This window comes from Paenibacillus wynnii, assembly GCF_030812855.1.
Taxonomy (GTDB): Bacteria; Bacillota; Bacilli; order Paenibacillales; family Paenibacillaceae; genus Paenibacillus_AQ; species Paenibacillus_AQ wynnii_A.
On record NZ_JAUSTK010000002.1, the window covers coordinates 364077 to 382339 of the forward strand.

At 47.4% G+C, this 18263-nt stretch carries 19 protein-coding genes; 5 read left to right on the plus strand and 14 right to left on the minus strand.

Features of this window, described 5'->3' with window-relative positions:
* Window positions 1–27: 27 nt before the first annotated feature.
* On the minus strand, window positions 28–1128 hold the full coding sequence (locus J2T20_RS03575) for an MBL fold metallo-hydrolase (RefSeq protein ID WP_307585628.1): 1101 nt from the start codon (window positions 1126–1128) through the stop codon (window positions 28–30).
* Window positions 1129–1296: 168 nt separating this feature from the next.
* On the opposite strand from J2T20_RS03575, the gene gdhA reads away from it, so the two are divergent.
* Entirely contained in the window at window positions 1297–2682 is a 1386-nt protein-coding gene (gene gdhA, locus J2T20_RS03580; protein WP_307585630.1) for an NADP-specific glutamate dehydrogenase, read from the plus strand.
* Window positions 2683–2737: 55 nt separating this feature from the next.
* On the opposite strand, the gene J2T20_RS03585 is transcribed toward gdhA, so the two are convergent.
* From J2T20_RS03585 to J2T20_RS03630, 10 genes are all read right to left on the minus strand, one after another.
* Entirely contained in the window at window positions 2738–3451 is a 714-nt protein-coding gene (locus J2T20_RS03585; RefSeq protein ID WP_307585632.1) for an HAD family hydrolase, read from the minus strand.
* Between the two features lie 18 nt (window positions 3452–3469).
* On the minus strand, window positions 3470–5038 hold the full coding sequence (locus J2T20_RS03590) for a histidine kinase N-terminal 7TM domain-containing diguanylate cyclase (RefSeq protein ID WP_307585634.1): 1569 nt from the start codon (window positions 5036–5038) through the stop codon (window positions 3470–3472).
* Window positions 5039–5153: 115 nt separating this feature from the next.
* Window positions 5154–6506, minus strand: coding sequence for a sodium-dependent transporter (locus tag J2T20_RS03595; RefSeq protein ID WP_307585635.1), 1353 nt, complete (start codon window positions 6504–6506; stop codon window positions 5154–5156).
* 192 nt (window positions 6507–6698) lie between these two features.
* Window positions 6699–6947 (minus strand): type B 50S ribosomal protein L31, encoded by a 249-nt coding sequence (locus J2T20_RS03600; protein WP_036652249.1) that lies wholly within the window; start codon window positions 6945–6947, stop codon window positions 6699–6701.
* A gap of 250 nt (window positions 6948–7197) precedes the next feature.
* The gene (locus J2T20_RS03605; RefSeq protein WP_307585637.1) at window positions 7198–8214 is read right to left on the minus strand and encodes a potassium channel protein; all 1017 of its coding nucleotides are present in this window, start codon (window positions 8212–8214) and stop codon (window positions 7198–7200) included.
* A gap of 81 nt (window positions 8215–8295) precedes the next feature.
* Window positions 8296–8688: a DUF350 domain-containing protein gene (locus J2T20_RS03610; RefSeq protein ID WP_036652241.1), complete on the minus strand. Its 393-nt coding sequence runs from the start codon at window positions 8686–8688 to the stop codon at window positions 8296–8298.
* Window positions 8685–9323 (minus strand): signal peptide protein, encoded by a 639-nt coding sequence (locus J2T20_RS03615; protein WP_307585794.1) that lies wholly within the window; start codon window positions 9321–9323, stop codon window positions 8685–8687. Before J2T20_RS03615 ends, J2T20_RS03610 begins: the two co-directional genes overlap by 4 nt.
* Before the next feature lie 33 nt (window positions 9324–9356).
* Window positions 9357–10559: a glutathionylspermidine synthase family protein gene (locus J2T20_RS03620; RefSeq protein WP_307585639.1), complete on the minus strand. Its 1203-nt coding sequence runs from the start codon at window positions 10557–10559 to the stop codon at window positions 9357–9359.
* Window positions 10556–11230, minus strand: coding sequence for a hypothetical protein (locus J2T20_RS03625; protein WP_307585641.1), 675 nt, complete (start codon window positions 11228–11230; stop codon window positions 10556–10558). Before J2T20_RS03625 ends, J2T20_RS03620 begins: the two co-directional genes overlap by 4 nt.
* A 24-nt stretch (window positions 11231–11254) precedes the next feature.
* On the minus strand, window positions 11255–11473 hold the full coding sequence (locus J2T20_RS03630; protein ID WP_307585643.1) for a hypothetical protein: 219 nt from the start codon (window positions 11471–11473) through the stop codon (window positions 11255–11257).
* A 329-nt stretch (window positions 11474–11802) separates the two neighbouring features.
* On the opposite strand from J2T20_RS03630, the gene J2T20_RS03635 reads away from it, so the two are divergent.
* From J2T20_RS03635 to J2T20_RS03645, 3 genes are all read left to right on the plus strand, one after another.
* Window positions 11803–12420 carry a DUF1796 family putative cysteine peptidase gene (locus J2T20_RS03635; protein WP_307585645.1) on the plus strand — a complete coding sequence of 206 codons (618 nt, stop codon included), beginning with the start codon at window positions 11803–11805 and terminating at the stop codon, window positions 12418–12420.
* Window positions 12421–12576: 156 nt separating this feature from the next.
* Window positions 12577–12975: a hypothetical protein gene (locus tag J2T20_RS03640; protein WP_307585647.1), complete on the plus strand. Its 399-nt coding sequence runs from the start codon at window positions 12577–12579 to the stop codon at window positions 12973–12975.
* 22 nt (window positions 12976–12997) lie between these two features.
* Entirely contained in the window at window positions 12998–13192 is a 195-nt protein-coding gene (locus tag J2T20_RS03645) for a hypothetical protein (protein WP_307585649.1), read from the plus strand.
* Between the two features lie 34 nt (window positions 13193–13226).
* Here J2T20_RS03645 and J2T20_RS03650 read toward each other — a convergent pair whose 3' ends face one another.
* On the minus strand, window positions 13227–14519 hold the full coding sequence (locus J2T20_RS03650; RefSeq protein ID WP_307585651.1) for a glycosyltransferase family 2 protein: 1293 nt from the start codon (window positions 14517–14519) through the stop codon (window positions 13227–13229).
* Between the two features lie 491 nt (window positions 14520–15010).
* Between J2T20_RS03650 and J2T20_RS03655 the strand changes: the two genes are divergently transcribed.
* Window positions 15011–15667 carry a glycosyltransferase gene (locus J2T20_RS03655; protein ID WP_307585653.1) on the plus strand — a complete coding sequence of 219 codons (657 nt, stop codon included), beginning with the start codon at window positions 15011–15013 and terminating at the stop codon, window positions 15665–15667.
* Here J2T20_RS03655 and J2T20_RS03660 read toward each other — a convergent pair whose 3' ends face one another.
* Both J2T20_RS03660 and J2T20_RS03665 read right to left on the minus strand, forming a co-directional pair.
* Window positions 15668–16669, minus strand: a complete 1002-nt coding sequence (locus tag J2T20_RS03660; RefSeq protein WP_307585655.1) for a polysaccharide pyruvyl transferase family protein — start codon at window positions 16667–16669, stop codon at window positions 15668–15670.
* A gap of 14 nt (window positions 16670–16683) precedes the next feature.
* Window positions 16684–18210, minus strand: a complete 1527-nt coding sequence (locus J2T20_RS03665) for a glycosyltransferase (protein WP_307585657.1) — start codon at window positions 18208–18210, stop codon at window positions 16684–16686.
* Window positions 18211–18263: the final 53 nt, after the last annotated feature.

Consider the following 18263-nt stretch of genomic DNA (forward strand, 5'->3'; position numbering starts at 1 on the left):
CTTATAGTGCAAAAACATTGTAGCATACTAACCTTGCCTCCACCACGGCGAGGAAGGGTAATTGGGTGATTGCACAAATACAGTTTCCCCTATCCTGGGTGTGGCAAGTAGTGTGCCGCGTTCCTTTGCTGCCTTCCAAGCCCTTTCCACCGGGTCTGTCCAATCATGCAGGGCGAGCGTAAAAGCCGCCCAGTGAATAGGAATCATCAGCTTTCCCTTAACATCCAGATGAGCTTGTATGGTCTGTTCAGGCATCATATGAATGGCAGCCCAACGCGTATCATACTGGCCGCATTCCATCAAGGTCAGATCAAACGGTCCGTACTTATTTCCAATCTCCAAGAAATGAGGCCCATAGCCGCTATCCCCGCTAAAAAAGATGCTACTGGTGTCAGCTTTTATAACCCAGGAACACCAGAGTGTAGAATTACGATCCAATAAACTTCTGCCGGAGAAATGCCTGGCCGGCGTACAAGCCAGCTTCAGGTCTTGGAAATGGAATTCATCCCACCAATCATGCTCTTCAATTCGATGGCGTTCAACACCCCATTTTACCAGATGAGCACCCACACCTAAGGGTACGATGAACCTTTTAGCTTTATCTTTCAACAGTTGGATAGAACCATAATCAAGATGGTCATAATGGTCATGCGAGAGCAATACAGCGTCCACTGCAGGAAGATCACGAAGCTCTATAGGTAATTTCTTACTGTAGCGCCGACCGCCTATCACCGGAAAGGGCGAGGGCGAAGTCCCAAGCATAGGATCAATAAATAGAGTAACCCCATTTACCTCCAACAATACGGCAGAGTGACCGAACCAGGTCACCTTTGTTTCCTGAATACCCTTCGTAAGATCTAGTGACTCCGGCAAAAGGTCATTGGCGGGCTTCGATCTCGGGTTCCCTTTGATAAACTCCCCTAATATAGAGAGCGAACTACGTAAGCCGGTGTCCATCACTGTAGGAATCTGATTCAGAAACTTACCGTTCTCATATTGAGGTGAACGGATAAGGCGATGACGGCTATTCCTTGGGGCTCTCCCACCAAAGGATGGGTAGTAGCTCATTATCAAATAGGCAGCTGCAAGAATAACTACAATAATCGCAACAATAATAATTAAGGTCATGCCAGAATCCTTCTTTCATGCTTTAGGGTGGATAACTCTCGATTCATTATAGAGCAAGCGGCTCCCCTACTTCAATTTATATAGCTAGCTGGACAAAAGCAGTTGTGAGCAGCGGTAAATTATGACAAGATAAATCCAAATCCACTACAGGTAAAGGCGGCTGAACCCATGAGCGTTGTCCCTACTCTTGATACAGATAATAAGAACAATAAAGCCATACGTTATATCGATAAGGTATACGCAGAGCTTGTTGCCCGAAATCCGCAGGAGCCGGAATTCCATCAGGCTGTGAAGGAGATTCTTACTTCCTTACTTCCCATTCTTGCTGCGGAACCAAAATACCAGGATCAAGCCATTCTGGAGAGGCTAGTTGAGCCGGAACGACTCATTACCTTCCGTGTACCTTGGACAGATGACCAAGGCAAAGTCAGAGTTAACCGGGGGTTTCGGGTGCAATTTAACAGCTCCATCGGTCCCTATAAGGGGGGGCTGCGTTTTCACCCTTCCGTCAATGCCAGCATCATTAAGTTTCTCGGCTTCGAGCAAATTTTCAAGAACGCACTTACCGGCCAACATATCGGAGGAGGCAAAGGTGGCTCTGACTTTGACCCGAAGGGCAAATCAGACGGAGAAATTATGCGTTTTGCTCAGAGCTTCATGACTGAATTGCAGAATTACATCGGTCCGGATGAAGATGTACCCGCAGGGGATATCGGTGTTGGAGCACGCGAGATCGGGTACCTGTTCGGACAATATAAGCGAATTCGCGGTGGATACCCCGCTGGAGTCCTAACCGGCAAGGGCATATTATACGGTGGAAGCCAGGCGCGTACAGAAGCTACTGGTTACGGAGCGGTTTATTTTGTGAACGAAATGCTAAAGGCAAACCACTTAAGTCTGCAAGGAAGCCGGGTAATTGTATCTGGCTCCGGCAATGTAGCCATTTATGCGATGCAGAAGGCAGAGCAGTTGGGAGCCAAGGTGGTCGCTTGCAGTGATTCCGCAGGCTACATTTATGATGAGAATGGCATACAAATAGATACGGTACGGCGTCTGAAGGAAGTGGAGAGAAAAAGAATTAGTGAGTATGTGAAGGAACATCCTCAGGCCGTCTATTTCCAGAATTCCACGCAGATCTGGACGATCCCTTGTGATATAGCCCTTCCTTGCGCTACGCAGAACGAAATTGATGAGGTAATGGCTCGAACACTTATAGCTAACGGCGTAAAAGCCGTTGGGGAAGGCGCCAACATGCCTTCTACCCTGGAGGCCGTCCATCTATTTCAGCAGGCTGGGGTTCTATTCGCACCCGCCAAAGCTGCCAATGCGGGAGGCGTAGCCGTATCCGCGCTTGAAATGGCACAGAACAGCATGCGGTTATCATGGAGCTTCGCAGAGGTAGATGCCAAGCTGCATGAGATTATGGGGAATATCTACCGCCAATCCATGGATGCGGCTCAAGAGTACGGACACCCCGGCAATCTACTCGTAGGTGCCAACATCGCCGGGTTTAGAATCGTGGCGGAAGCTATGATTGCTGAAGGCGTTATATAAATTCATAAAGAGTCCCGTATCCTTGTTTATTCGGATACGGGACTCTTTTTTACAATTATTGTTTCCAACCTGGAATTTGTCGTAAATCGCCATCCCAAATCAGTATATTACTTCTGACTTCCATATTGGACGGAGAAGAAGCGGTATGAATGTAACAGGAGTCGATGCCTACACTTAATGCCCCTTCAATATCTGTTCGCGGATCATTGCCAATCATAATAGCCGAGCTTAAATCGGCATGATATGTAGCTGCTAAATAACGATAAAACAACGGATCCGGCTTGCTTACTCCGGCAACCGAGGAAATCGCAATCCCGTCAAATTGCTGTATAATGCCCAGCATCGTCAACTCAGCCTCGATGAACGTCTTCTGGCCGTTCGAGAGCAGAAATACTTTTTTACCCTGTTCCCTTAACGACTGTAGAATTTCCGGAACTCCGTCATACAGCGAAATATGAATCATAGACAACGTCCGCAGCCATCTTACCGTTTCCTGCAACCAAGCCTCACTAGGATTCTCTCCCCATTGACGTGCGATAGACCGAAAAACTTCCTCCATCACGAAGTCAGGAAACTGACAGTTTTTCGCGGCCTCCGCAAGCTGTGTATCCCTCTCTAACAGAAACCTTTCTTGAAGCTCCGCCCCTGTTACAGCCATTCTATGATAGCCGAAATGAAGGGCTAACCTCTCCCAGACCTCTGGGTTTTCTTCATCTGTCTCTATATCAATCAGTGTGCCGTACAGATCAAAAATATAAGTTTGATACATGGTTCAGTCTCCTTTAAATTACGCCTTTTTGAAAATAGGTTGGTTGCCCAGGGTAACTTTGTTTTTTCCAGTGGCCTTAGACAAATATAACGCTTCGTCTGCTTCCCGGTATAAATCCTCGAAGGTTGTCCCCATTTGCTCTGTATAGGCTATTCCTACACTTACAGTAAATTGAATGGTTTGACATTCATTTAATTGTACGACATGGTCTCCCATCGTCGCTCGAAACGCCTCCGCCTCTTCCAATGCTACCCATTCATCACTTGCAAAGAAACATACAGCAAACTCCTCTCCACCTACTCTTCCGACAATACCTTTGTTTCGATATGTATGCTGAATTTTCTCAGAAAAGGCAACAAGAGCCCGATCCCCAGCCAAATGTCCGTATGTATCATTAATTAATTTGAAATCATCGATATCAATCAGCAGCAGAGCCATCCCGGCCCCGCCGTGTGTGGTATGGTTTCCAACCAGCCTCATGAAATGCCTTCGATTGAAGAGTCCGGTCAGGTCATCAACCGTTGCCTGATGGACAAGTTCACGTTCGTACCGCTTTTTATCGCTATGGTCACTAATGATAATCAACATTCCCGAAGTATCTGAATCTCCCCGTTCCGTTGAGACCAGTGTTGCCCCATAGCAGCAGGTACCCTCTTGCCCAGGGAGCTCGATTTCGAAGTCCCCCTCTTGCCTTTGTTTGTAATGAATCCGAATATTCCAGTGTTTCTCAAGCAAGGTATGGATGCTTTTGCCCAGCCAGGTATCGGGTGAAAGACCCGTAATAGTTGATAAATACATTTCTCCCGCAGCATTAATATCAATGATTTGGTCGTTGGGATCGGTAAGAAGGATCCCGTCCTTCATATTTTCAAATATTTTATGCTTAGCCAAGGGGTAAATGGAGGTGTTAGGGTCACGGAATATAGTAAAGTAAGCGGTTAGGGTCGCCGGCAGCATAACCATTGCTGTGAAACCCGTGATCTTAATTTTTAGAAGCGGAAGCAAAAAAATAGAAACCACTGGAATAAGGAGACCTGCCAGCATCGTAATATTCCGTCTGAAATAAGGCCTAGGGGACTTTATCAAGGCAACGGCCAACAGTAGAGCTGCATACAGGCTGAATATCTGATCGTACGCAATAAACAGCATGCTCAACCACGTAGGCTCAACTGAAATTCCACTGATGCCGGCTACCGTATCCATTCCCACATGATTACGCATCAGATGATGATAGGAGTCTGTAAAGATAAATAGAACATCGAAGATTACCGGAATCGAAAACAGGATAAGTCTTTTGGATAATCCACCCGGAGGACGGGCGACATAATCCTTAACAACGGCATATACAAATAGAGTACTCAAGAAGAGCGGGATTTGTTGCACATTTTTCCACCACAGCTTAACTAAGAACGTAGTAGAGAGAATCTCTGCGGCCGTTGCCGCAAATATTAAGCTGACGATAATCATCAAAATCCAAAGATATCGCCTTCCTGGAGTCTTACGGTATTTATGAGAGCTTATACCCATGTAGAGACTAAGCACACTGCCCATTAACAAATAATACGGATATCCCTGAATCAAAGGCATGTCATAAGTCTCCTATTTTTAGACCAGTTTCCCTTATTATATCCTACAATTTCCCACAAATGAATCATGTAAATAGAAAAAAGCCTCCATCAAGGGAGGCTTTTTTCTGTCTTTTCTAGAATTTGATTATACCTGCAGAGTGCAGGAACACGAACAGTACAAGAATTGGAGCGACAAACCGAAGCATAAACAGCCAAACACGGAACCAGGCACCTGTAAGACCCGCTTCTTGGCCAATACCTTTCCAGAAGTAACCTGCAAACAGGGTTACCGCTAGCCCGCCTAATGGCAGAATAATATTGGAAGCTATGAAGTCCATCCAATCAAAAAATGATTTCCCGCCAAAGGTTAACCCCGGAACCAAACCAAAGGATAAGGCGGCTGGGAGACCGAGAAGGAAACAGCCGGCAATAATGATCCATACCGCTGTAGTACGTGACATCTTCCAGCGCTCAATGGCATAGGCTACGGGCACCTCTATTAAAGATACTGTTGATGTCAAAGCGGCGATAGCCAGCAGTATAAAGAATAAACCTCCGAAGAGTGATCCAAGAGGCATGGCTGAGAAAGCCGCCGGCAGAGCTATAAATACAAGCGTAGGCCCTTGCGCCTGATCAATGCCAAAGGAAAAGGTAGTCGGAAAAATAATGAGGCCCGCAATAAAGGCATACAATAAATCTCCACCGCCGATAGCGAGTGTAGCAGCGCCGAGCGATTGCTTACGATCAACATAAGAGCCATAGGTCATCATGGCGCCCATACCCAGGGAGAGAGAGAAAAAGGCATGGCCCAGAGCAACCAAAGCCGATTCAGGTGTCAGCTTGGAGAAGTCTGGCTTAAGGAAAAATTCGACCCCTGCTCCTGCACCAGGCAAGGTTAATGCGCGTACCATTAGAATCACTAGTAGAATCAGCAAACCCGGTATGAGAATCTTATTAAACTTCTCAATACCACCAGAGATTCCTCGAGCTACAATCCAACCTGTGATTAATAGTACAGCGGCCTGCCATATAATCGGGGTGTATCCAGAAATGAAGCTGCTGAATTGCCCTCCGAAGTCATCGTTTGCGAACAGTTTGCCGCTAAACGCTTGAACTGCATAATTAAATGTCCAACCTGCCACGACAGCATAAAAAGACATAATCATAAATGCACCTAAGACTGACAAGAATCCCATGCCGCCCCATGCCTTATGTCCGCCGACTTTAATAAAAGAACTTGATGCGTTACCTCGGCCTCCCCGGCCGATCGAAAGCTCAGCCAACAATACAGGTAACCCTACTGCTACCAAACAAACAATAAACAACAGGAAAAATGCGGCACCACCGTATTGACCTGTAATATACGGGAATTTCCACATATTTCCCAGTCCAACTGCACTGCCGATCGCTGCCAGTATAAATCCGGATTTTGAGAATTGATCCGATGTACCCGCCAGCTTTGTTTCACTACCTTTTTTCGTGCTCATGTTATTCCTAATCCCCCAGTTCATCTTTCCTATAGCTTGTCTATTACTGTTCATTAGTATACTAATGAATGATACAGGTAGTACAGTGAAATGTTACCTAACATGTGACAATAATTTTACCAATTAAACGCATGAACGCAAAAAAGGACAGCCCGGGATAATCCGGGCTGTCCTTGATCTTCCAGCTTGGTCTTATTTCTTTTGAGCCAGACGTTGTTTGAACTTATCAACTCTACCGCCTGTTTCCGTATCTCTTTGCTTACCAGTATAGAACGGGTGGGATGCAGAACTTGCATCTACACGGATTACCGGGTATGTGTTGCCGTCTTCCCAAACCATGGTCTCACCACTTGATTTAGTGGAGCTACTCAAAAACTTGAAACCAACACTGGCATCTAAAAAGATAACCTGGTTAGTCTTCGGATGTATGCCTTCTCTCATTACAAATATCCCTCTTTCCAAAATATATTGATTCAACTTGTATTGCAAAAATACCCAGAACCTCTCCGAGCCTACCTATAGTATAACTCCTAGACAGAGATAAATGCGTAATTTTTACGGTTTATTCAGAGATTTAGTAAAAATCGCTATAGTGACTTCACCAATTTGACCGCAAGGTCTAATTATTTGGCGCTTATTTGTTCCTTCCCGTCCTCATCGATATCATAGAAGTGATCCACGGAAAAAAAATCTACTTGCCGGCGATCCTCCTGTAGGTTGACTCATCGGCTACAATGTAGAGTCTGGCTTCCTTCGGAATAGCCTCATTAAGTTTACGGTTAATACTAAGATCACTGCGATCAGCCAGTAAAGTTGCCCCTTGGTTCAACAAAGCATGAAAGGCCTCTCCATAAGTTTTCCAAGACTTATCAACCGGAACTTCATAAATATCATCACCGTGCTGCCTGCTGAGAAGCTGGCTAATCACTTCGGAGTTCCCCTCTTGCAGAGCCGCCCGAACCGCAAGCCTGGATATGGCATCATGCGATAGAACGAATTCATTCACATGAACATGCCGAAAGTTCTGAATGTTCTTCTCCTGCATGATTTCCACAGTGGTATGTACATGGGGTGCAATTCGCTCAATACTTGAGGCAATAAGCAAGGACTTCCCGTCAATAAGCGCAGCCTCATCAATTCGGGCATCTCCGAACACAATGGCCGCTTTAGCTCCCTCAATATTTGCTTTGCTTAGAATATCGTCCGAAGAAGGATCCCCGCTAATGAAATGCACCTGCTCCATATGCTCTAAAGGATGTCGATTCGATTCATCAATAACAACAATGTGGCATTTCGGTGAGTAACAGAGAATTTCATCCACCGCCGCTTGCGTTTTTTTATTCCAATTCATTAGAATGACATGCTCCTTGCCACGAAAACTCAATGTTCCCGCCCCCCTCCGTCTTTGAATCTCAGCAATAGAGTCAATGACCTTACCAATTACTAAGCTTAACAGCCCAATTCCAAAAACATATAAGAACATGGTAAAGACCTTGCCAACCACAGTCTTTGCAAAATAATCCCCGTACCCAACGGTAGCCATAGTAGTCATAACCCAGTAGAACGCATTAAACCAAGTTTGGAAGGTATCCGGCTCCAGTAAAAAGGCAATAGTTGCGCTTACAAGAATAAAGCAGAGAATAATTAGACCGATGGTTTTTTTGCTCAATCTCATCATTCTTGTAGATACTCTGAGTAAGAAATGCATTTCTTCACCTCCTGCCGATTGAATAAAGCTGCCACTCGAGAGGTTCGAGGGCAGCCCTGCATTAAGTCTATAAGCACCTCTTTAGATAATCAAGCTACTGACCGCAAATGCCGTTCCAATAAACACCATACACAGCAGAATACCTACGGCTACATTGCCTTTTTTCAGATGCTCGGAAATCGTAAATCCCGGTGTAAGCAGCTCGAAGATCCAATAGGCAGCTACCAGACATACATAGCCAACAGCGAACCACATCATCATAAACCAGATAGATGTATTCGTAAAAGCCGCTACTCCGAGGATAATGGCTGTTGCCAGAAATTTACCGCCCCATGCCAAAGCCACTGCCACATTACCATTCTTCAGTTCTTCCATATCCTTGAAAGGAGTCATCCAGCTGAAAATAACCATGCCTAAACATTGCAGCAAAATGATTACACCTACACTCACTACTAAATTAATAACGATCGTCAATTCGCCCACCCCCGAAATTTTGCATAGGCCGAATCATAGTCGGCGAAATCATGCACTTCCTCCAGAACGACGGAAGCGGTCTTCTTTTTCTCAAGTGCCGTGTAGCGTTTGTCGTCAATCGGCTGCTTGATCCGGTTACCAGATGGCAGCTCAAGCACGGCAAAATTTCTGGTCTTGTCATTATATTTCGTCTTGTATACACCAACAAGGTCTACTTCTGTTGTGACAGCAACTTTGAGATTCTTGAGATCGTCAACAGCCGTCTTCTGGTCACCATACGATTTGATTGTACTCCATGAAGACAGGCGGATCTCGTTGCGCTGATCGGCGTCTGTGATCAGCTCGGCATCCATGAATTGCAACGTCCAAATTTTGTCCCCGGTAGCATAGTTTCCGTCATTAGGCAGAAGTTCCTCATCCGGCAGTACGGTCATATCACTTCCGATTAAATCGCCAACTGCACTCTCTACCACCCGATAATCCCACGGGACCTTGGAGACGCTGTCCGTGACCTCTTTATCCGTATGAAATACACTTTTCTCATTCCCCGAGCAAGCGCTTAGAAGGACAACCATAAGCATGAGCAGCATCAGTCCAAGGGTACGCGCGGCTGGGGCTTTTCTAGCAAACTTCATGGGTATTTCTTTGCTTTCCGTATTTACTGGCAATTATCTCACTCCCAACGCGATAAATTGACTGGCATTGCCTGTAATGAGTCCACCGGCACGCCCGAGCAGCCCGCAGGGCTTCCCGTTAATTACAAACATGCCGATCAGCAGATGGAATTCTCCGTTTGACGTCTGAATCCGACCCATCTCGGCTCTCTTTTGGTACACCGATGGAAATAACTCGCTGCTGTCGTAGCCGTCTTCATCCTGAATTTCCAAAGCTCCATTGCTGTCAAACAGGCGGACTGATCCGCCTTCCCGCCCGAACATAGACTTGGATACAAAGCTGCCGGAGAATATCGGCTTGTTATACGTAGGCAATACATAGCTTGCAATCGCCTCGCGTTCTTTTTCGTCAAAAAGCAAACCCAGCTCATACATTCCCCACACCACAGCAAGCAGTCCTTTGGATTGCAGAAGAATGCTGTACGGTGTGTTAAACAGCTGAAGCCTGCCTGTCTCCACCGCATAGGCAAGGGCATCCCCGCCTTCGTCGACTGCCATCCATTCCTTTGGATATAAAGCAAACATCCGCTCAATTACACGGTCTTCGCTGTCTTTTACAACACCCTCATCTACCCACAAATCCAGGCAATCCACGCATCGTATGTTCAGACCGCTGTGCCTTACTAAAGCATCAATCGTACCGGAATCCTCCTGATGAGAACCATAGGCGACACAGGCTGCTGTATCTGGCTGTTCTACTGCCCACGCAGCGGCTAAATGCTCCTTCATCTGATCATTCGAACTAGAAATACCCGCCTCCCTGCATATCCACGGAGTGGCAATAGATGCTTCTACATAGCCGGTAGGAGTATCTGCATTCAGCTCAAGAAGCTTAATCGTACCGTCATTCGCCACGGCAAAATCAAACCGGGCATAGCGGCTGATCAGCCCCTCTGGAGGAAGTTCGCCTTCATCAAGCATTTCCCACAGCACTGGAGGGATCCCTATCAAATCGTACAGATCCTGTTTACGGTGAATATAGCGTACAGCTTTGTCAAGGACAGCCCAGAGCTTGGACGACGCTTCCTCCAGCTCCTTATATATTTCCGAGGGCATGGTCACTATGCCATCCAGCCAGTACTCTTCATTCTCCAGATCCGCCCATGTGAACCCAAGCTCATACAGCTGTGCTGCCCGTTCTGCCCGCTGCAGATCCGAGTGATCCACAACCTCAAAAATGCTGTCTAGGTTACTCATCCGCCAAAGCTGCCTTTACTGGTGCCTGATTTCGAGCCTGACGATGATTTTGAAGAGCCTAATTTACTTGATGTACCACCAACTCCGCCGGTTTTGGAATTCCCGCGTCTTGTGATGGAGCCTGTTGATGATGTAGAGGTTCTTGGTTTAACTACAGAGCCGGCAACCGGCTTGTTCTGGAACTTAGTGTTATCATAGGTACGGGGCTTATATGAATTTCGGGTGCCCGCGTAATAGCTCGGATGGTTGTTATACCAACCTCTGGAGGAATAGAAAGAGCCGCTGTTAAACAGCATGTGATATAGCAATAGATCATCCCAACCGAAGCCAGAATGATAACCGCCGTAATTATTAATTACGGTTGTTCCGTTAGTGGTAACGGCACCCTGCTCTTCCTGTACAACTTCCTCTGTCCCTTCTTCCGGGTAGGGAATGTTCCAGTCTACATTCTTGTCAAAATAAGCCTTAACCTCATCGGTGGACCATGACACCAATTGCGGTTCATCTCCTGAAGTGCCGCCGCTTGAGGCCACAGCCGGAGAACCCGGAATCAACAACGCATTTGCTAGCAAAGCAATTCCGAGTGAGGTCGATAACACACGGATTGGTTTGCCCTCCGGGGTAAATAACTTGGAAACTGCCTGTTCTTTAGTCTTTTCATCTTGAGCCAAGAGAAAGTCCTCCTCCCTTACCTTCTATTCTTCGTGCCGCATAGGAACGAGTAGAAGTTCTAATTTCCCTTCGTCCACATTCAATCTTCCTTCTACCGTCTCAAACTCACGACCGCCAACCACCAGATAATTCACATGCTCTAGGGCAGCAACCATATTCATACTCCAGATACGTTCTTCGATCATTTGAAGCTCGCCGTCCGGCTTTTTCTCGAATAAGATGACACCCATGCCCTTCTCCATCCTGATTTCACCCTTCCTTAATCATTACATGTGTTTTGATACGTTCTTAGTACAGTAACGTTTCAACACGCAGTGTCAATGACATTGTCAAACCTTCCCATAATAGAATAAAACCTGCACTACTGAAACGCAATGATAGATTTACTTATAATGTCTCTCTAACGGAACATTATCCTTCGAACGCGAACGGGTATACCACACCAGCACGGACCTAGAACAAAGAAGCAGCCTCCATGATATCAAATCCTGGTCTGAACGCCCTCACCTCTTCTTATACTTCACATAATCTGTAAAAGAATTAACCTCGATAGAAGGAGGCTATTAGGGTCATGAAATCGTTAAATCAATACCACGACATCATCAGTCTAGGCTCTTCCTGCCAAACCTCCTATCAGCTCAGGCGCATGAAGCTCCGCAAGGAGAGCGGACCGTTCGACTGGTTCATCTCTGCATCCGTTCCCGGAATTGTGAAGTTATTCCATAACCAGTTTCAGTATTACATGGAATTCGACCAGCTTCAATTGATCGGCAAGGCGCAACAGCATTTCATTGTGAGAGATACCCGTTATATCATCGACTCCTATCATGATTTCCCGTTTACCCAGCATGAAAATCTTTGGAATCAGGAATATGCTGCGTTTAAACAAAAAATAGAACGCAGGGCAGAGCGATTCTTGAACACACTCGCTCAAAGCCCCTCCATTGTACTGGTCCGGACTCAGATGACCAAAGAAGCGGCTCTTCAACTGCATCAGGCCATCAAACCTTGGATTGGGACATCCGACTATTGTCTGCTTGCCGTCAACAATCATGAAGACTCAGCAAGAACAGATGTGGTCAGTGACGATTGGGGGCTGGAGCATATCAAGGCGGCTAGAATTCCAAAAGGCGAGGATTGGCGGGGAGCGGATGCCGCGTGGGCGCGGCTGTTCGATAAGCCATGGTGAAATCAGAGCACTCTGCTACTGGTCATCTGTCCATACCAAATCCTCCGCAACTGAGTATGATAACAAGATCTCGCAGTCAAGGGCAAAGAGTCTGATGACTTGCACGGTATAAACTTAAAGGCTCTAGGTCAGGAAATGAAATGAGGAGGCGGCCCTATGGCTGATATTATCGTTCTAAGAGGCTCGTATAACAACCTAGTCGGAGGCATACCCGTTACAACCATCTCTAATTATGGGGATACAAATGGAGAAGATTTATACGGAAAGGATATTGCTTCTTGCATTTCTTATTTACTGGAAGAGGGGCTTACCCTGCAGTTTCAGTCTGCAGACTCCAGTGGGTATACGGTGATGTTCATTCGTCCGGATCCGGTTCCCCAAAGCCCGATCGTCACCCTGCTTCAGAGCCGTGTCGGCACGGTGGTTACTCTCTTGACGGATGCCGGTGCCGTCACCGGAACCCTGCTTCCGCTCGGCACGGACGTCGCCCAGCTTCTGGAAGAATCAGGGGACACTGTTCTGGTTATGTTCATTCAAATTAATGGCGTTATTTAAAAGTTAGAAAGGAGCTTACGATATGAATTTCGAGCAGCTGCTGGCTACCTATCTCGGCCGCACCGTCGAGGTTTTTTTGGAAGATGAATTTTTTACCGGTCAATTGATCTTTGTAGGCAATGGCTTCTTCACGCTGTCGGAAACACAAGGCTATTATGCGCCGGTGGAGTTGAACATTCTGAATACTCAGGCGATATATGTCCGTGTTCTTATGTAAAGATTCTGATAAGGGGAGCGCAGGTTCCCCTCATCTATTCTTGTACCCGCGATTTTTCAAGCCATTTCTTCCAATCCCCATAGGAGTGCGTGTGGCGCCGGGTAATACTGGAGGGACGCAGCCTCCTATGATATAAAGCCTGTGGTACATAAGAAATCGGAGAGGTATGCAGCAATCTTACAATAATCTCAAAATCCTCATACAGCCTGCCCAGTGAAGGGTCCTCCGTGGACCATCCGCCCAACTTTAGCAAAGTCTCTTTTCGGTAAAATCGGGGAGCTAGAGGCACGGCGCGTTCCAAGAGTCGATGCCAATCTATGGTGGAAGGTGCACAACGCAGACCTTTAAAACGAAGTTTTCCGTTTTTCATTTCAACCCACTCATAATAGTCGCTGTACCAAAGAGCAGTTTTCCCTGCGTCACCCCAAGCAATTGTTATCATTTCCTTCAGGCATTCCGGTGCAAGCCAATCATCCGCATCCAGCTCCACAATCCAGCAACCCCGTGCCGCTTGTAGCCCGCGGTTTAGGCTCTTCGCTTTTCCTTGATTTGTCTCATTGCGAATACAGCGAATCCGCGAATCGGTTGTGAACTCAGCAAGCAAAGCAGTTGTAGAATCTGTTGAGGCGTCATCCACTATGATCAGCTCCCAGTCCGAATACGTCTGTGCAAGCACGCTCCGGATGGCCCATGGAATATAGTTCTCCTCGTTGTAGGCGCATAACAGAATACTGATATCTGGCTCCCGGGTAAGGACCGGTTCACCCGCAGCCGCGGACAGGATGGGAACGATGAGTTCCCGTTCGGCGTCCTGCTTGCCAGGACGAGCCGTAAGTCTCTTCGGAGGCATCCAGCCTGCCGAGGCTACTATTGACTCGGACCATCCGCAGGCTGCGCCTTGAAAATGCTTATCCGTCACTCGCAGCTTCGGGAACGGAAGAAAGGCGCGATCGGCAAACCCACGGGTCATTCCCTCCCCGATACACCCCCGTTTCCATAGCACCGGCGCGAACAAATAGTCCACCCCGATAGCAGCAGCTCCGGCTGCAGATGCAAGTGCGGAGAAGACAATTGACCCCATACTTGGCTGTAGCAGCAGGCTGTATAGAGCCAGTTCCATCTCCCTGCGAAATTCTGGAAGTAGACTTGTACCGGCATGCAAAGACAGAAAGTAGGGCTGCGGGAGATTATCAATCCAAGTCTGGATACCCTCGCTGCTATTTTCGCCTGCGGTATATACATTTGCCTCCGGGATTACAGAGAACACATTGGATACGGTCAGGTCAGCTTCCCATTTCCGTTCATCCGCAAATATAAGCACATTCATAGGTCTCCCCCCAGGGTCCAGCTAAGTGAGCTGCTTAAGTTTATTCCACATGGTATGAACATTCTTCTGGGCTGGTGCAGAATGTAGTATTCCTTCATAAGATAGGAGGTGCATTCTGTATTCAGGGATAGAAAGGATGTGTTTGGGTGGCCATTTTTATATATCCTCCTACGATTGACTGGTCTTGGATGATGCAGCGTCCGCAACAGCTGATGAAACATCTCGCCCGGGCCGGGCATACGGTTTATTACTGCAATAAAACACAGGAGGAAGCTCTCCCTGAGGAAATCGCCCCCGGTCTGTATCTCATAAAGCATCATCAGCAATGGCTAGATACCGACTGGCCGGACATCAAAAAGAAGAAGACGGCACCATCTGTAATCTGGTGCTCGCTTCCCCAGTTATCCTCTTCATTATCTTGTTATCAGGCGGATAGGATTATTTACGATTGTGTGGATGAATTTCCGCGGTGGGCCCCGTATGAAAGGGACATGGCCACCACCGCGGATGCCATCGTATGCACCTCAGACCGATTATTTAATCGGTTAGCCAGGCAATACCCGACCAAGAGACTTGCCTTGATACGCAATGCATATGACCCTGACATGAGGCTTCATCTTCCCGGTGAGCCGGATGTCCTGCAAATTCCGGAGGATCTACCGGCAGGACCTACATTAGGCTATATCGGGGCCTGGGCTCCCTGGATCGACCCGAATCTAGTCACGCGACTCGCGAGAGAGCAGAGGGGGGCCAGGGTCGTCGTTATCGGGCCGGAATTCGGCCGAAAATTCCTACCGTCCCGAGTCGGTCTGCATTTTCTCGGCATGAAGCCGCACCATCTACTTCCAGGTTATCTGCGCCTGATGGATGTATGTCTCATCCCGTTCCGCCTTAACCCCTTAACCCTTGCAACGAATCCCGTTAAGGCGTATGAGTACCTGGCAGCCGGTAAGCCGGTGATCTCCAGCGATTTGCCGGAATGCCGGCTTATGCAGCCATTTGTAGATGTGGCGTCAAGCCCGGAAGAGTTCCTTAAGCTTACCGCCGCCCGGCTCAGGGATCCGGGAGACAGTGAGGCACGGCGCCAATTTGCTTTACAGCACACATGGGCGCACCGTGTGCAGGAAATTGAAGAATTTGTGTTCTAGCTAAATTCTATGAATTTGTTCCTTCAATAGTTGGATCTGTGCCGTCCCTGCCTCTTCTTTTTCCCGGATCAGAGGTTGGATTCTACTTACATCCTTTTTGCCTTCCATCAGCAGCTTGTTCATTCGGTTTGATATGTCCTGAAACGGTGCTTCGTAATCCATGGTATAAATACCCAAATTTAGCGAGTCGAATAAGCTCCTGACCTTTCCCATTTTGCTTAAGGACAGAACGGGTATCCCTCCGCGCAAGGCCACCAAAGCGGGATGCAGTTTAAATGAGATTAGGTAATCTACCGATTGGATATACTGATACGTCAAGTTCAAATCGGTCATGACATTCGCGATAGTGACAGCGGCGGAGGGGTTGTCAGCTAATATCTTCTTCTGAATTCGGGAACAAATGACCATGTCACTGTAGGGGTTACCCAGATGATGTACAACCGGAATGAGAACAAGGTGATATTGCCTGCGGGACAAATCTGTCAGCAGCTTAAGAATCGTATCCAGCGGGAAATCTTCATACGCGAATACACATACTCCGATAACCTCCCGGTCCGTGGAGAAGCGGATAGGATAATGCGGTTCCTTGTAGCTGTAGGCTATATCAGGTACAACTTTAACCATCGGATGGAATTGATGCTTCTCAGCAATCGCCGCAGACCATTCATCCCTCAAATAGAGGCCTTGTGTCTGCTGCAGCCGTTGTCTGTACTGCTGCACTTCTTCAGCCGGCCATGTCTCCTCCGGATAGAAATCAACGATACCCACGCCGTACACCCATGTCGGCAGACCGGAGAGAGCTAGCGGGAAGTAATAGTTATTGAAATGATAAGGTGTAATTAAGTCACCGCCGCCGATAATGACCGCGTCCACCTGATTTATAACAACCTGCGGCGAATATGGGAATACTTGATCCTCAGGAAATTGTGTGGACAGGGTCTGAAGGAACAGCTCATCACCGAAATTACCATAGCCGTAATAACCGCATACGCAAATATTCAAAGGTTTTTCCCTCCTTATTGAGGTGAGATAATTGTCAATCTAGGTTTCTGAATGCCTATCAGCTGCGGCTGCAAGGTACTAAGGTGAAAGGTCACAGAGGAACCCTGCTGCAGAATGGCGGTCACATCGACCGATATCGTACCGCTGATATAATCCGAGTGTTTGCAAACCGAGAAAGGGGTGCTGTCAGGCTTGTTGCGGAACGTTAGCTGCCGGCGGTCCCATGTTATGCCGCTGATCCCCACCTGAACGATGATATCCATTGTGGCCGCATGCTGTGCGGAGCACTCAAATTCCAGATACGCTCTTTCATAAGTCGGCAAAGTCACGCCCGATTCCATTTGCATAAAGCATTGGTATTCTCCCCGGGGCAGCTTGCCGACCATGGGATAATCTTCGGTGAGTGCACGCGTCTCATAATAGGAGTTTACCGTACCGTGCACGAGAGGGATAAAGCGTGACTGGTAGCCCTTCGCCATGGCATCGAGTACCCCCGACAGCTTTGCCGGGTCAGGCGATGGGGAAATTATCCCGGGACTGTGTTGCTTCAGCATGGCGTAAATTTGCGCGAATCGCTGCTCCCAACTAAAAGCTCTCGCAAATTGGGATAAACTGAAACGGTCCTCCTTGGAGCTTCGAAGGGCAGACCGGACCCCTTCAATGAACTCATCGTGATTGTCCGCAACACTAACGTAAGCTTGAAGCTTGCGCACCTCCGGAAGATTCGTCGATACCACCCTTTTTCCAGCTGCCAAATACTCGTACACCTTAATGGGATTGGTGCTTTCCGTGATACGATTGATGCGGAACGGTATGATACATACATCTAGGTAAGACAGAATTTGAGGCAGCCCATGATAATCCCGATAACCGAGATTAAATACGTTTGGCCCTAACTGGTCACCGTCCTCCCGCAGTTTCGGACCGACAATAATGACTTGTGACTCGGGAAATTCAGTAGCTACCTTCCTTACCAGTTCCTCGTCCACCCAAGGAGCCCAAGCACCTATATATCCGATCTTAAAGCCTTCAGTAGTCGGAAGTGGTGGAAGAGATTTAGTTTCCATTGAAACTGCAGCAGCAAAATGGCTCCATTCGCAACCGTTTCGAATCATAGTTATGGGCTTACCGGGGACATGTTGCTGCATTTTTTGCTGCAGGTGGTCTGCCGTGCAGACGATCATATCGGCTAAATGAGCCCAATTCATCTCATCCGCCTCCCAATCTGGGAAATCATCGACACAGTCGTAGACGATCGTGTCAGGTTGAAAGCGAGAGGCAGCCCCCAGCATTTTACTCCAAGAGGACCAATAAAGCTTCTTTTCACCGTTCAGAAGGGGATACAAAACCTGCATGAAGAATCCGAAATGATTGACTACATATAAATTGGGGGCTGCTTTTTGCAAGACAGGACCTTCCTTATTCTGCTTGTTAAAATATATGACCGGGAAACCGTGGCTTGCGAACATGCTCATTACATGCTGCGGCCTCTGTCTCATATATTCCCAATCTATGGTGGGCGGATAGATAACAATCCCCATGGTTAGCTTCACCTTCCAGTCATATATATTAATGTCGACTTGCATCCAATCTA

Excerpts from the sequence above, each read along its gene's own strand:
- J2T20_RS03590 (WP_307585634.1), bottom strand. The coding sequence starts at position 5,038 with ATGCCTTTGATTCAGGGATATCCGTATTATTTGTTAATGGGCAGTGTG.
- J2T20_RS03575 (WP_307585628.1), bottom strand. The coding sequence starts at position 1,128 with ATGACCTTAATTATTATTGTTGCGATTATTGTAGTTATTCTTGCAGCT.
- J2T20_RS03605 (WP_307585637.1), bottom strand. The coding sequence starts at position 8,214 with ATGCATTTCTTACTCAGAGTATCTACAAGAATGATGAGATTGAGCAAA.
- J2T20_RS03655 (WP_307585653.1), top strand. The coding sequence starts at position 15,011 with ATGGCCACCACCGCGGATGCCATCGTATGCACCTCAGACCGATTATTT.
- J2T20_RS03595 (WP_307585635.1), bottom strand. The coding sequence starts at position 6,506 with ATGAGCACGAAAAAAGGTAGTGAAACAAAGCTGGCGGGTACATCGGAT.
- J2T20_RS03665 (WP_307585657.1), bottom strand. The coding sequence starts at position 18,210 with ATGGGGATTGTTATCTATCCGCCCACCATAGATTGGGAATATATGAGA.
- J2T20_RS03645 (WP_307585649.1), top strand. The coding sequence starts at position 12,998 with ATGAATTTCGAGCAGCTGCTGGCTACCTATCTCGGCCGCACCGTCGAG.
- J2T20_RS03635 (WP_307585645.1), top strand. The coding sequence starts at position 11,803 with ATGAAATCGTTAAATCAATACCACGACATCATCAGTCTAGGCTCTTCC.
- J2T20_RS03630 (WP_307585643.1), bottom strand. The coding sequence starts at position 11,473 with ATGGAGAAGGGCATGGGTGTCATCTTATTCGAGAAAAAGCCGGACGGC.
- J2T20_RS03585 (WP_307585632.1), bottom strand. The coding sequence starts at position 3,451 with ATGTATCAAACTTATATTTTTGATCTGTACGGCACACTGATTGATATA.
- J2T20_RS03615 (WP_307585794.1), bottom strand. The coding sequence starts at position 9,323 with ATGAAGTTTGCTAGAAAAGCCCCAGCCGCGCGTACCCTTGGACTGATG.
- gdhA (WP_307585630.1), top strand. The coding sequence starts at position 1,297 with ATGAGCGTTGTCCCTACTCTTGATACAGATAATAAGAACAATAAAGCC.
- J2T20_RS03650 (WP_307585651.1), bottom strand. The coding sequence starts at position 14,519 with ATGAATGTGCTTATATTTGCGGATGAACGGAAATGGGAAGCTGACCTG.
- J2T20_RS03620 (WP_307585639.1), bottom strand. The coding sequence starts at position 10,559 with ATGAGTAACCTAGACAGCATTTTTGAGGTTGTGGATCACTCGGATCTG.
- J2T20_RS03600 (WP_036652249.1), bottom strand. The coding sequence starts at position 6,947 with ATGAGAGAAGGCATACATCCGAAGACTAACCAGGTTATCTTTTTAGAT.
- J2T20_RS03640 (WP_307585647.1), top strand. The coding sequence starts at position 12,577 with ATGGCTGATATTATCGTTCTAAGAGGCTCGTATAACAACCTAGTCGGA.